Here is a 13,579-nt window from a genome sequence, read left to right as displayed (position 1 = left end):
TTTACCCAACAATATCTTTAATTAAGGGAGACGGGCCTGAGTGTGCCGGACGTTTCGCTGCTGCTGCCGCTGGCCGAACTGCTGGGCGTCTCGGTGACAGAATTGTTGGAGGGGCGGCGGCTGGAAGAAGCGGCCATCCCGGCCGACGAGGTGGAAGTGCTGGTGAAAAAGGCACTGACCCTCCCAACGGAACCGGCGGAAGTGAAACAGGAACGGGTGAAGAAATATCTGCCGGTGTATCTCGCCTGCAACGTGCTGGGTGCGGTAGAAGCACTGATGGTCTGGAATCTGGGGTGGATGGAAGAAAAGATGCAAATGCTGCTGTGGATGAGCTGCGGTTTTGGATTCCTTTTCGGGGCGTACTTTTTCTTTACAGAGGAAGTGCTTCCGGGTTACTATGATGAAAACCGTATCAACTACGTTACACAAGGGATTTTCCGAATGAATATTCCGGGGGTCTATTTTAACAACCGGAATTGGCCGGTCATTTTAAGATGGGGACGTATTTGGACGGTCGTGACGGCGGTGGCAATGCCGTTATTGCTTGCGCTTGGCACATGGGCAGGGAAGATGGTTGGAAAAGAACTTTGCCTGATGATCTGGTTGGTATATTTGGTGAGCATGGCATTTGCAATCATCGTTCCGGCACGGAAGTATGAATTTGGTGCACCGAAGAAAAAATGACCACATCTGCCCCCGGAGAGGTTGCCTTTCCGGGGGCGGTTTTGCACTCCATGCAGGAAAATCGCCTGGACGACCGTTTTATGGAGTGAAAGGATGTGGAACTCGATGAAACGGAAGCGTTCTGTGCGGAACCGCCGGGCACGGCGGTGTCTGTTTTTGATCTTGCTGGCTCTGCTGGCGCTGTTGCTGATATGGCCCCGGACGGTCCATCTGGAGGGGCTGGTCAGCCCGTATGCCATTCTGGTGGATGCCGGCAGCGGAGAGGCAGTGGCAGAAAAAGAGGGGGATGTGAGCATCTACCCGGCCTCGATGACCAAAGTGATGACGGCTCTTCTGGCCCTTGAGGCAAACCCAGACCTGGAACAGCCGGTGACGCTGCCGGAGGACATCTTCCCGGAATTGCGGGCCGAGGGCGCATCGATGGCGGGGTTTCGGCCCGGTGAGACGGCCACCGTGCGGGACCTGTTATACGGTGCGCTCCTGCCCTCCGGCGCGGAGTGCTGTGAGGCGCTGGCGCGGGAAGTGAGCGGTTCGGAGGAAGCCTTTGTGGAGTTGATGAACCAAAAGGCGGCAGAGCTGGGGATGCGTTCCACCCACTTCTGCAACCCCACCGGCCTGCACGACCCGGAGCATGTCTCCACCGTGCGGGATATGGCCCGGCTGCTGCGGGCTGCGATGCAGAATGAGACCTTCCGTGCCATCCTGAGCGCCGGGCGCTATGCCGTCCCGGCGACGGACCTGCATCCGGAGGGCTTTACAATGACGAGCACTTTCTGGGCAGAGCTGGGCGATGTCTCCCTGTGGAGGGGGCAGTTCCTGGGCGGCAAAACCGGCTACACCAGCGCGGCGGGGCTTTGTCTGGCCAGTGCCGCACAGGTGAAGGGAAAACGGTACATTCTCGTCACGGCGGGTGCGAAGGGGAACCACGGCACCGAGCCTTACCATATCGAAGATGCTGTCCGGGTCTACCGCCAGCTGACTCGCTGAGATATGAGCAGAATCACTAATTTTTATGATGAATCTTTGTTGAAGCTTATCAAAAGGAGACTCTTGAAAAATTACCGCAATCTGATATAATCACATTCGTGAAAACCACAACGTCCTGCCCTTTTTCCGGCAGGGCGTTTTTGTCGGAAAAAAATCGGTTTTGTTGCTTTTGATGACCCCCAAAGGAGGGCACTGACATGACAAAGGATATGACCCAAGGCAGTCCGCTCAAGCTGATCCTTGCGTTTGCGGTGCCGCTGATGCTGGGCAGCCTGTTCCAGCAGTTCTACAATCTGGCCGATACCATCATCGTGGGCCGCTTTGTGGGCGTGGAAGCGCTGGCCGCTGTGGGCAGCGTGGGCGGTTTGAACTATCTGGTGCTGGGTTTTGTGAACGGCATCGCCTGCGGTTTTTCCATCCCCATCTCGTGGACTTTCGGCGCAAAGGACTACAAGGAGATGCGCCGCTACACTGCCAACACCGTGTGGCTTTCCATCTTCTTTGCGGTGGTGCTGACCATTGTCACTGTGGCGCTGACCCGCTCGGTGCTGGTGTGGACGAACACCCCGGAAAACATCATCGACCTTGCGGATATCTATATCCGCACCATTTTTGCAGGCATCCCCTTCACTCTGCTTTATAATGTGACCAGCGCCCTGATGCGTGCACTGGGCGACAGCAAGCGCCCGCTGTATTTCCTGCTGGTGGCAAGCTTTTTGAACATTGGGCTGGATCTGGTGTGCATCATCATGTTCCATATGGGGGCATTCGGTGCGGCATTTGCCACTGTGGTCAGTCAGGCCGTGGCGGGTCTGGGCAGTCTTTTGTACATCCTGCGCCACTACCCGGAGCTGCGCTGGAGCAGGGAAGAGGGCTGTTTCAGCCTGACCCACTGCGCAAAGCTGTGCAGCATGGGCATTCCCATGGGCCTGCAATGCAGCATTACGGCCATTGGCAGCGTGGTGCTGCAGGGTGCGGTGAACGGTCTGGGCAGCGACATCGTGGCCGCGCAGACCGCCGGCGGCAAGGCGGCGCAGTTCCTGTGCGTGCCGCTGGAGAGTATCGGCACCGCCATGACCACCTATGCCAGCCAGAATATGGGCGCAAAGGACCTGAACCGTGTGGACCGGGGTGTGTACACCGCCCTCGGCATCGGCTGCGTATACAGCATTGCGTCCTTCCTCATCCTGCGCGTGACGGATAAGCTGCTCATCGGCCTGTTCCTGGATGCCAGCGAGACCGCCATCATGGCCAATGCCCAGAGCTTCATCTTCTGGAACAGCGTATTCTACATCCCGCTGGCGGTGCTCATTATCTACCGCTACACCATTCAGGGTCTGGGCTTCTCCGGCCTTGCCATGTTTGCCGGTGTGGCCGAGATGATCGCCCGCGCCATGGTGGGCTTCTGGTTCGTGCCGCTGTGGGGCTACTTTGCGGCCTGCATCGCAAGCCCGGTGGCATGGTTCTTTGCCTGCTTCTTCTTGATCCCGGCCTACATCGTGGTGTACCGCCGCCTGAAAAAGGAAAAGCTGGTGCCTCACGCAAACCTGTAAGACTCAAAAGAAGCGTTTTGCGATGACTGCATTGCAAAACGCTTCTTTTTATATTATACTGATTATAATTATGCCACAGAAAGGGCGGTGGAGCCGATGGAGCAGGAACTGGAACAGATCGAGGGCACCGTGGAGGACATCATCTACGAGAACACCGACAACGGCTACACCGTCTTTGAAATCTCCGGCGGCGGTGTGGTCACGGTGGTGTGCGGCATTGTGGGTGAACTGCACGCGGGCGAAAGCGTGGTCTGCCGCGGCCGCTACGAGAACCACGCCACCTATGGCCGCCAGTTCCACGCACAGGAGTGCGAGACCGACATGCCCAAGGATCTGGAAGCGGTGTACGCCTTCCTTGCCAGCCGGTCACTGCCGTACATCGGGGCCCGCACGGCCACGAAGATCCTCGACAAGTTCGGGGCACAGGCACTGGAGATCATTGCGAACGACCCGGCCCAGCTGACCACCATCTCCGGCATCTCGGCGGACAAGGCCGACCGCATCCAGCAGGAGTTCAAGCGGATGTTCGGCATGCGGGAGCTGATCGCCTATCTGGCGCAGTTCGAGATCAGCCCGCGCCGCGCGATGGAGGTGTTCCGCACCTTCGGCCCCGGGGCCATGCAGGCCATTGCGGCAAATCCCTATCTGCTCTGCGGCGAACCGCTGCAGCTGGATTTCCGCCACGCGGACAGCATTGCCCAGTATTACCACATGGAAGGCGACTGCGCCCAGCGGCTGGAAGCGGCCCTGCTGCGCACCCTGCGCCACAACGCGGGCAACGGCCACACCTGCCTGCCGCGCACCCAGCTGCTGGAAACGGCATCCAATTTTATCCATCAGCCGCCGGAAAAGCTGGCCAAAGCGCTGGACCAGTGCATCGAAACGGACGAACTCAGCGTCCGGATGTTTGAGGGCACACCCTACATCTACCTGCCCGACCTGCTGGCCGCCGAACAGGACATCGCCGACCGGCTGGCCCTGCTGGCCAAGCGGGAGAAGCAGACCGTCCGCGATCTGGACAAGAACATCCAGATATTGGAGCTGACGCAGGGCTTTGCCTATGCGCCCCTGCAGAAGGAAGCCATCCGCAAAGCCATGACCGAGAACTGCCTTGTGCTCACCGGCGGCCCCGGCACCGGCAAGACCACCACCGTCAACGCCATTCTGCAGCTGCTGGAAGATCAGGCGGAACGGGTGGCCCTGTGTGCGCCCACCGGCCGCGCGGCTAAACGGCTGAGTGAGCTGACCGGCCGCAAGGCCAGCACCATCCACCGTCTTTTGGAGGTGGACTACACCGGCGGCGTGGTCAGCTTTATCCACAACGACAAGAACCTGCTCAAGTGCGATGTGGTCATTCTGGACGAAATGAGCATGGTGGATGTGAAGCTGTTTCAGGCCCTGATCGCAGCGCTGCGCTACAGCTGCCGCATTATCATGGTAGGTGATGCCGACCAGCTGCCCAGCGTCGGCCCCGGCAATATTCTGGGCGAGATCATCCGCTCCGGGCTGGTGCCCACCGTGTGCCTGAACGAGATCTTCCGGCAGGCAAAGCGCAGCCTGATCGTGGAGAACGCCCACCACATCATCTCAGGTGAACCGCTGCAGAAGGGTGGTAAGACCGACGACTTCTTCTTTTTGGAATCAGACGGCGATGCGGCCCAGCGGTTGGTTTGTGATCTGGTCACCACCCGCCTGCCGCGCAGCTACGGCTTCGATCCGATCCGGGACATTCAGGTGCTGTGCCCCACCAAGCTTGGCCCTACCGGCACACAGGCACTGAATGTGGAACTGCAGAACCTGCTGAACCCGGAACAGACGGGCAAGCCCCAGCTGCAAAGCGCCGCCCGGGTGTTCCGCGTGGGCGATAAGGTGATGCAGGTGCGCAATAATTACGAGATCATCTGGAACCGCATTGGCGGGGAGCAGGGCGTGGGTGCCTACAATGGCGACATCGGCATTGTGGAGAGCATCAACACGCGGGATCGCTCCATGGTGGTGCGCATGGATGACAAGCGGCTGGTCTACCCGGCAGAGAACCTGGGCGAGCTGGAGATCGCCTATGCCATCACGGTACACAAAAGTCAGGGCAGCGAGTTCCCGGCGGTGATCCTGCCGGTGGCGCAGGTGCCGCCGCGGCTGTGCTACCGCAACCTGTTCTACACCGGCGTTACCCGTGCACGGAAGCTGTGCATCGTGGCGGGCCGCAGGGACGTTGTGAACCGCATGATGGGCAACATCCGCCAGAACCTGCGCTACAGCGGCCTGTGCATCCTGCTGCAGCAAGCCCTGCCCGCTGAACAGCAGAAACTTGAGGAATGACGCAGGATGCCGCCGTTTCGTGCAAGAACGCGGGTGTACTTTTCCGCACGGTTATGTTATACTATAATGTGTTTGATTACCCGGCCGGGGAGCCCGGCATTCAGATAGGAACAGGGAAAGCAGAGAAAGGATCTTCGTATTATGGCACAGAACGATATCGGTATCGATCTTGGTACCACTACCATTATCATTGCGCAGGAGGGCAAGGGCGTTGTGCTCAACCAGCCCAGCGTTGTGGCAATGGATACCCGCAAGAAGACCGTGCTGGAAGCAGGCGATAAGGCCCTTGCTATGGTGGGCCGCACCCCGAACTATATTTCTGCCATCTTCCCGCTGAAGGACGGTGTGATCAGCGACCACACCATGACCCGTGAGCTGATCTGCCGTTTTGTCAAGCAGGTGTACAGCTCCCACATGGTCAAGCCCCGCGTGGCCGTCTGTGTGCCCGCCGCCATTACCGGCATTGAAAGCGATGCTGTGGTGGAGGCTGTGGTGGCCGCTGGTGCCCGTCAGGTGTACCTGATCGACGAACCCATTGCCGCTGCCCTTGGTTCCGGCATCGACATCACCCAGCCGGAGGGCCGCATGATCATTGATATCGGCGGCGGCACCACCGATATTGCAGTGCTTTCTCTGGGCGGCAAGGTCAAGGCCACCAGCGTGCGCGTGGCCGGCAACCACTACGACGAAGAGATCCTCAAGTTCGTGCGCAACAAGTACAGCGTTGCCATTGGCCAGCGCACCGCCGAAGAGCTGAAAAAGAACGTGGCCTGCTGCCCCCAGAAGACTGATTTCCACGAGACCATGGAGATCAAGGGCCGCAGCCTGCTCACCGGCCTGCCGGTGCGTGTGAATGTTTCCACTGACGACCTGTACGACCCGGTCATGATGCTCAGCGAGCAGATCGGCACCGCGGCCCATCAGGTGCTGGAAAAGACCCCTCCGGAACTGGCAGGCGATATCTTCCGCAATGGTGTCATGCTGACCGGCGGCGGTGCACAGCTGCACGGCCTTACCGAGTACCTGAGCCAGGAACTCAAGGTCAACGTGGAGGTCTCGCCCGATCCCGTCAACTGTGTGGCACTGGGCACTGCCATGAGCCTGAGCGTGCGCGACCGGCTGGAGACCGGCTTTACGGACGCGACTCCCCGCATCGGCCGCCGCTGAGCGAAAAGACGTACTTCACGGCTTTGAAAAAATTGCGATATTTTTTGTTCATCGTTGTTGAATCGGGCCGGAAAATATTGTATAATATTTTCAAATCGGTTTTTGCGGGCGGAGCCATGCGCTTTGGCCGCAGAAGAATAAATGACTAGGAGGAAGAACATGAATCTGGGTTCTGATGTGGTTATCACCATTACCGGTATCGTATTGGTGTTTGCCATCCTTGTCCTGCTGATGGCGATCATCACGCTGGAGGGCAAGATCTTCGACGGCATGAATGTCAGGAAGGCAGCAGCAAAGGCTGCACCCAAGGCTCCCGCTGCAAAGCCGGCCGCACCTGTTCAGCAGGCTGTTGCTCCTGCTCCTGTGGTGGAAGAGGGCATTCCCGGTGATGTGATCGCCGCCATTATGGCAGCAATCCATGCAATGGGCAACGGCAAGTACACCCTCAAGGCTGTGCGCCGCAGCAAGAACGGCTGGGGCAATGCGGGTGTAAACGACACCACCGCACCGTTTTAACAGAGGAGGAAGAGCATGACACAGTTTATTGATACTCTGGTCGGTATTTTCCAAAGCTCCGGCTTTGCGAAGTTTGGCGAGCCGGGCGGCTACCTGTACGCAGTTATGATCTGCGTGGGCTGCTTTTTGCTGTACCTGGCCATCGTCAAAGAGTTTGAGCCGCTGATCCTGCTGCCCATGGCATTCGGCATGATCCTGGCAAACCTGCCCGGAAGCGGCGTTATCCACATGCAATATTTCGTCGGTGACGGTCTGGAACACCCCATGTGGGTGGAGATCCTGAACAACGGTGGTCTGGCCGATATGCTCTACATGGGCGTTAAGCTGGGCATCTACCCGCCGCTGATCTTCCTGGGCATCGGCACCATGACCGACTTCGCACCCCTGATCTCCAACCCCAAGAGCCTGCTGCTGGGCGCTGCCGCTCAGTTCGGCATCTTCGGTACTTACATGGGCGCTCGCCTGCTGACCGCTACCGGTCTGGTGGACTTCACCCAGAAGCAGTCCGCTGCTATCGCCATCATCGGCGGTGCAGACGGTCCTACCGCTATCTTCGTTACCTCCCGTCTGGCTCCTGAGCTGCTGGGCTCCATCGCTGTGGCGGCCTACAGTTACATGGCGCTGGTGCCTGTTATCCAGCCGCCCATCATGAAGGCACTGACCACCAAGAAGGAACGTACCGTCGTGATGAAGCAGCTGCGCACCGTCTCCAAGACCGAGAGGGTCATCTTCCCCATCATGGTCACCATCATCGTTTCCCTGATCGTTCCGGATGCCGCCGTTCTGGTGGGTATGCTGATGCTGGGCAACCTGATGAAGGAGTGCGGCGTGGTGGATCGCATCCAGAAGACTGCCGGCAATGAGCTGATGAACATCATCACCATCTTCCTGGCACTGTCCGTTGGCTGCACCACCTCTGCAAACACCTTCCTGAACACCCGCACCCTGTTCATCATCGTGCTGGGCCTGATCGCATTCTCCTTCGGCACTGCCGCTGGTGTGCTGTTCGGCAAGCTGATGTATGTGCTGACCGGCGGTCAGGTGAATCCGCTGATCGGTTCCGCAGGCGTTTCCGCTGTGCCTATGGCCGCTCGCGTTTCCCAGAAGGTTGGTCAGAGCGAGAATCCCTCCAACTTCCTGCTGATGCACGCAATGGGTCCCAACGTGGCCGGTGTTATCGGCTCTGCCGTTGCTGCTGGTATCCTGATCAACATTTTCAGCTAAGCCCTGCTTTGGCAAATTGAAGATTCCAAACCGCCCATCTGTCGGCACTGCGCCGCAGATGGGCGGTTTTTTATGCGGTAAACTCTGTGCAATAGGGATGAAATGTGATATACTATATCTTAGTGATTCATGGAAAATAGCTTAAAGAACAGGTGAAACAATGGCAATTGATCTCAGGCAGGAATTTTGCGCTCTGCGCGATACCTATATCGAAAAACAGTTTGGCCGCCTGAACGATATGCAGCGGCAGGCAGTGTTTACCACCGATGGCCCGCTGCTCATCCTTGCTGGTGCAGGCAGCGGCAAGACCACCGTGCTGGTAAACCGCATTGCAAACCTCATCCGCTTTGGTGCGGCGCACGGCTCCCAGTGGGTGCCCCGCGAAGTGACCGAGGACGACGTCAAGGCGCTGCGGATGGCCATCATGACGAACACCGATGCCCCTTCCTGGCTGGACGGGATGCTGCGCCAGAACGCTGTGCGCAGCTGGAACGTGATGGCCATCACCTTTACCAACAAGGCAGCAGGGGAGCTGAAGGAACGTCTGCGCCGGATGCTGGGCGGCGAGGAGGGCGACGAAGTGTTCGCTTCCACCTTCCACTCGGCCTGTGTACGCATCCTGCGCCGCTGGGCGGAGGAGATCGGCTACCCGCGCAGCTTTACCATCTACGATACCGATGATTCCCAGCGCGTGATGAAGGCTGTCTACAAAGACCTGAATGTGGACGATAAGTTCCTGCCCATCAAGGCTGCGATCAACCAGATGAGCCGCTGGAAGGATCAGCTGGTCAGCCCGGAACAGGCCCTTGCCAGCCCCGCAAAAGATACCAAAGGCGCGCTGACGGCCCGCATCTACGCGGCCTACGAAAAGCGCCTGAAGGAAGCCGGAGCATTCGACTTTGACGACCTGATCTACCAGACTGTGCAGCTGCTGGCCGAGCACAAGGATGTGCGGGATTTCTACCAGAACAAATACCGCTATCTGCTGGTGGACGAGTATCAGGACACCAGTGTGGCGCAGTTCCGTCTGGTGAGCCTCCTCACCGGCCCGGAAAAGAACATCTGCGTGGTGGGCGATGATGACCAGAGCATCTACCGCTTCCGCGGCGCTACCATTGAGAACATCCTTAATTTCGAGCGCATTTACCCGGGCACCAAGACCATCCGTCTGGAACAAAATTACCGCTCTACGTCCAATATCCTGAACGCTGCGAACTGTGTCATTCAGCACAACACCGAGCGCAAGGGCAAGACCCTGTGGACCAGCAATGGCGAGGGCGATAAGGTGCAGGTGTACACCGCCGAGAACGAGCAGGACGAGGCCAGCCACATCGCGGATGTGATCGGCCAGCACCTGAAAGAGGGCGGACATCTGGCCGACCACGCCATCCTCTACCGCATGAACGCCCAATCGGCCCCCATCGAAAGCTACTTTACCCGTGCAGGCATCCCCCACAAGATCGTGGGCGGCCAGCGCTTCAACGACCGCAAAGAGGTCAAGGATATCCATTCCTACATGTCCATCGTGGCGAACCCCCGCGATGATGTGCGCCTGCGCCGCATCATCAACGAACCGGCGCGGAAAATCGGCAACACGACCATCGAGGTCATCGCAGACCTTGCCGCGCAGGAGAACACGAGTATGCTGGAGATCATCAGCCACGCCGACCAGTACGCGCGGCTGGCCCGCTCCATCATGCCGATCCTGAAATTCTGGCAGATCTACGAGAAATTGCAGGAGTCGCTGGAAACACGGACGCTGGATGAGTTCGCGTCTGACGTCATTGAGCTGAGCGGGTACAAGGCCATGCTCGAACAGGAGATCGCCAAGGGCCACGAGGATGCGGCTGACCGCCTGCAGAACCTTGGTCAGCTGGTGAACAACGTCAAGAACTACTGCGACCAGCACGGTGAGGAAGCCACGCTGGAAGGCTATCTGGAAGATATCGCCCTCATCAGCGATATCGACAGCTATAACGAGAGCGCCGATCAGGTGGTGCTCATGACCATCCACTCCGCCAAGGGTCTGGAATTTCCGTATGTGTTCCTGATTGGCATGGAGGAGGGCGTGTTCCCCAGCGAGATGAGCAAGTATTCCGAGGCTGATCTGGAAGAGGAGCGCCGCCTTGCCTACGTGGGCATCACCCGCGCCAAGAAGGAGCTGTATATCTCCAACAGCGTTTCCCGGATGCTGTATGGCCGCACCCAGCGCAACGAACCGAGCCGCTTTTTGCGGGAGATCGAGCCGGAGTATATCGAGGAGACCCGCAGCCCGGTGCTGGAGCGCCGCTCTCAGCTGGGCGGCTGGGGATCGGCTTACAGCGATACCGTGCCGGGCGGCGCATCGGGCTACTCCGGTGCCTCCGGCTGGGGCCGGACCGTTCCGGCGGTTCCGGTTCCGGCAGCCGCTCCGGCTACCTGAATGCCGAATACAACGGCGGCAGCCGGGGCTTTGGGTCTGACTATGCCGGGCGGGGCGCGTCCGGGTCCGCCAGCATGGACAGCCGCAGCCGTTCGGGCGGTTTTGGCTCCGGTTATGGCCGCGCCGCAGCCCCCAAGGCTCCGGCGAAACCGGTGCAGTTCACCGGGGCACCGGCGGCAAAGCCTGCCGCCAGCACCCCGAAACACTACGAGCCGGGGGATATCGTAGAGCATAAAGTGTTTGGCCGCGGCAAGGTGCTCAAGGTCAAGCCTGCCGCCGGAGATCAGATCGTGGAGATCAACTTTGAAAAGGTGGGCATCAAAAAGACCATGGCCAATTTTGCGCCCCTGACCAAAATCACTGCGGAGGAATAACACACTTATGATGACTGTTCGTTTGATCGCACATACCCCGGAACCGGAAAAGGTGGTGGCTGCAGCGGCAAAGCTCTGCTATTCCGATGCCCACATCACCGACCTGCTGGACGGCCTGACCGAGGAAAAGACCGCGAAGTTCCTGACCATGCTCAGCGATCTGGGCCATGCCAGCCCCATTGAACATGCCAGCTTCACCTTTGGCATCGAGGGGGTCAGCCGCACTTTGCTGGCGCAGATCACCCGCCACCGCATTGCATCCTTCAGTGTGCAGAGCCAGCGCTATGTGCGGCTGGACGATTTCCGCTATGTGGTACCGCCCGAGATCGAAGCCATCCCGGAAGCAAAGGAAGCTTTCCTTGCCAGCATGGAAGAGGACGCAAAGCGCTACCTCGACCTTGCCCACAAGCTGGAAGAAGGCCACACCGCCCGCCTGATGGCTGAAGGAATGCCGGAAAAGCAGGCCCGCGCCAAGGCCAGCAAGCAGGCCAACGAGGATGCCCGCTTTGTACTGCCCAACGCCTGCGAGACCAAGATGGTGGTCACCATGAATGCCCGCAGCCTGCAGAACTTTTTCCACCTGCGCTGCTGCAACCGCGCCCAGTGGGAGATCCGGGAGCTGGCCGAAAAAATGTTTGAGCTGGTGTACCCGGTGGCACCGCATATCTTTGCAAAGTCCGGCCCGGCCTGTGTATCCGGCCCCTGCCCGGAGGGAAAAATGTGCTGCGGGAAAACCGCTGAGGTGCGGGCGCAGTACGCCGCTTTGAAGGGGGAACCCGTATGAGCCACGGAAAACTCATCGTGCTGGAAGGACTGGACGGCAGCGGCAAGGCCACGCAGGCGAAGCGTCTGGCCGCAGCACTGGCCGCCGAGGGCAGGCTGGTGCGGGAGATCACCTTCCCGAATTATGCCAGCGATTCGAGCGCGCTGGTCCGGATGTATCTGGCCGGGCAGTTCGGCGCGAGACCCGACGACGTGAACGCATACGCAGCATCGAGCTTTTATGCGGTGGACCGCTATGCCAGCTACAAAAAGGACTGGGGCAGTTTTTACGAGAATGGCGGCATCGTCATTGCCGACCGCTACACCACCTCCAACGCGGTGCACCAGTGCTCCAAGCTGCCGCCGGAAGAATGGGAGCAGTTTCTGCACTGGCTGTTCGATTACGAGTTCCATCTGCTGGGTCTGCCCGCACCGGACTGCGTGATCTACTTACAGGTAGACCCCGCCGTGAGCCAGAAGCTTATGACCCAGCGTTACCACGGCGACGAGAGCAGGAAGGATGTGCACGAGAAGGATACCGAGTATCTTGCCCGCAGCCGCAGAGCGGCTGAGTTCTGTGCCGCTCACCTGGGCTGGCAGACTGTGCCCTGCACCTGCGGGGACGGGATGCGCAGCATTGAAGAGATCGGGCAGGAGGTCCGCCGGCGGGTGGACGCGGCCCTTGCGGAATAACGCACAATCGACCTGTGCCGGGCAGGCGCAGGGATACCCATGCGTAGGAGGTAGGTGTTTTTATGTACCGTTTGATGCAGCCGTCCGACCGGGCGGAGATCCTGGCGCTGTGGCAGCGCGAACATGGGGAGGACGAAACCTTCCTCACCAACGCCATCGAGCGCTTTGCCGGGGAGCAGAATGTCTATGTAGCGGAGGAAAATGACCACATTGAGGCCGTGGCCATGGCAGTGCCGGTCTCGCTGCAGGGGCGGCCCGGCTGCTGCCTGTACGGCCTGACCGGGCAGGGCAGCCTGATCCTGGCGGGCCTGGTAGATCACCTGTGCACCCAGCAGAAACTGAAAGGGGCCGGGTTCGTGGTCGTTGTGCCCAGCGGGAATGAGCAGGCGGCGCTATTGCAGGATAAGGGCTTCCAGTGGGCCTTCGCCCTGCGCTGTCTTCCCCGCGAGGTGGAGCGCAACCTGTGGAGCCAGGCGGAGTTTGACTCCGTCACCGCCAAAAAGCTGTGTGAGCTGCGGGAGCGCTTCTGGCCCGATACCGTGCAGCTGACCCCGGAGCGCATGGCCGTGGTGCTGGGAGATCTGTACTCCTCCGGTGCCACCATCGTTTCCAGCGCCCACGGCTATGGTATTTATTTCCGCAAGGAGGATACGCTTTACTTTGTGGAGATGATGGCCACCGGCGACCGCGCCGCAGAGATTTTGATGGAAGCCGCCCGCGAAAAGGAAGTCATTGTGGAAAAGGCGGTCATTACCGTGGGCGCATCCCAGCCGCTGTTCCTCGGCGAGGGCACCCGGCAGGACTACGGCATGATCCGCTTTGATGCCGAACCCTTTGATGTGAGCGAGAGCTATATGCGGCTGATGTTGGACTGAAAG

General features: G+C 59.4%; 10 protein-coding genes and 1 pseudogene. All 11 read left to right on the top strand.

Going from position 1 to position 13,579, the window contains the following annotated elements; translation table 11 throughout:
• Positions 1-42 precede the first annotated feature (42 nt).
• The 11 genes and pseudogenes from ACNQFG_RS13570 to ACNQFG_RS13520 all read left to right on the top strand — a co-directional run bounded on the left by ACNQFG_RS13570 (position 43) and on the right by ACNQFG_RS13520 (position 13,576).
• The gene (locus tag ACNQFG_RS13570; RefSeq protein WP_423405259.1) at positions 43-684 is read left to right on the top strand and encodes an XRE family transcriptional regulator; all 642 of its coding nucleotides are present in this window, start codon (positions 43-45) and stop codon (positions 682-684) included.
• A 105-nt stretch (positions 685-789) separates the two neighbouring features.
• Positions 790-1,671 carry a D-alanyl-D-alanine carboxypeptidase family protein gene (locus ACNQFG_RS13565; protein WP_423405258.1) on the top strand — a complete coding sequence of 294 codons (882 nt, stop codon included), beginning with the start codon at positions 790-792 and terminating at the stop codon, positions 1,669-1,671.
• Between the two features lie 197 nt (positions 1,672-1,868).
• Positions 1,869-3,224 (top strand): MATE family efflux transporter, encoded by a 1,356-nt coding sequence (locus ACNQFG_RS13560; protein ID WP_423405257.1) that lies wholly within the window; start codon positions 1,869-1,871, stop codon positions 3,222-3,224.
• A gap of 96 nt (positions 3,225-3,320) precedes the next feature.
• Positions 3,321-5,543 carry an ATP-dependent RecD-like DNA helicase gene (locus ACNQFG_RS13555; protein WP_423405256.1) on the top strand — a complete coding sequence of 741 codons (2,223 nt, stop codon included), beginning with the start codon at positions 3,321-3,323 and terminating at the stop codon, positions 5,541-5,543.
• A 141-nt stretch (positions 5,544-5,684) separates the two neighbouring features.
• Positions 5,685-6,710, top strand: a complete 1,026-nt coding sequence (locus tag ACNQFG_RS13550; RefSeq protein WP_423405255.1) for a rod shape-determining protein — start codon at positions 5,685-5,687, stop codon at positions 6,708-6,710.
• A 159-nt stretch (positions 6,711-6,869) separates the two neighbouring features.
• Positions 6,870-7,226 carry an OadG family protein gene (locus tag ACNQFG_RS13545; RefSeq protein ID WP_423405254.1) on the top strand — a complete coding sequence of 119 codons (357 nt, stop codon included), beginning with the start codon at positions 6,870-6,872 and terminating at the stop codon, positions 7,224-7,226.
• Between the two features lie 15 nt (positions 7,227-7,241).
• The gene (locus ACNQFG_RS13540; protein ID WP_154256136.1) at positions 7,242-8,450 is read left to right on the top strand and encodes a sodium ion-translocating decarboxylase subunit beta; all 1,209 of its coding nucleotides are present in this window, start codon (positions 7,242-7,244) and stop codon (positions 8,448-8,450) included.
• Positions 8,451-8,610: 160 nt separating this feature from the next.
• Positions 8,611-11,246 (top strand): annotated as a pseudogene (locus ACNQFG_RS13535) (ATP-dependent helicase).
• A gap of 7 nt (positions 11,247-11,253) precedes the next feature.
• The gene (gene thyX / locus ACNQFG_RS13530; protein ID WP_423405253.1) at positions 11,254-12,030 is read left to right on the top strand and encodes an FAD-dependent thymidylate synthase; all 777 of its coding nucleotides are present in this window, start codon (positions 11,254-11,256) and stop codon (positions 12,028-12,030) included.
• Positions 12,027-12,701, top strand: coding sequence for a dTMP kinase (locus tag ACNQFG_RS13525; RefSeq protein WP_423405252.1), 675 nt, complete (start codon positions 12,027-12,029; stop codon positions 12,699-12,701). The genes thyX and ACNQFG_RS13525 overlap by 4 nt, the downstream gene beginning before the upstream one ends.
• Before the next feature lie 62 nt (positions 12,702-12,763).
• On the top strand, positions 12,764-13,576 hold the full coding sequence (locus tag ACNQFG_RS13520; protein WP_423405251.1) for a hypothetical protein: 813 nt from the start codon (positions 12,764-12,766) through the stop codon (positions 13,574-13,576).
• Positions 13,577-13,579 lie beyond the last annotated feature (3 nt).

Source organism: Faecalibacterium prausnitzii (assembly GCF_049532945.1).
Classification (GTDB): Bacteria; Bacillota; Clostridia; order Oscillospirales; family Ruminococcaceae; genus Faecalibacterium; species Faecalibacterium prausnitzii_N.
This window is presented reverse-complemented; position numbering and strand designations above follow the sequence as displayed.

Bases quoted from the DNA above. Each gene is read 5' to 3' on its own strand.
- ACNQFG_RS13565 (WP_423405258.1), top strand. From the start codon at position 790: ATGAAACGGAAGCGTTCTGTGCGGAACCGCCGGGCACGGCGGTGTCTG.
- ACNQFG_RS13560 (WP_423405257.1), top strand. From the start codon at position 1,869: ATGACAAAGGATATGACCCAAGGCAGTCCGCTCAAGCTGATCCTTGCG.
- ACNQFG_RS13555 (WP_423405256.1), top strand. From the start codon at position 3,321: ATGGAGCAGGAACTGGAACAGATCGAGGGCACCGTGGAGGACATCATC.
- ACNQFG_RS13550 (WP_423405255.1), top strand. From the start codon at position 5,685: ATGGCACAGAACGATATCGGTATCGATCTTGGTACCACTACCATTATC.
- ACNQFG_RS13545 (WP_423405254.1), top strand. From the start codon at position 6,870: ATGAATCTGGGTTCTGATGTGGTTATCACCATTACCGGTATCGTATTG.
- ACNQFG_RS13540 (WP_154256136.1), top strand. From the start codon at position 7,242: ATGACACAGTTTATTGATACTCTGGTCGGTATTTTCCAAAGCTCCGGC.
- thyX (WP_423405253.1), top strand. From the start codon at position 11,254: ATGATGACTGTTCGTTTGATCGCACATACCCCGGAACCGGAAAAGGTG.
- ACNQFG_RS13525 (WP_423405252.1), top strand. From the start codon at position 12,027: ATGAGCCACGGAAAACTCATCGTGCTGGAAGGACTGGACGGCAGCGGC.
- ACNQFG_RS13520 (WP_423405251.1), top strand. From the start codon at position 12,764: ATGTACCGTTTGATGCAGCCGTCCGACCGGGCGGAGATCCTGGCGCTG.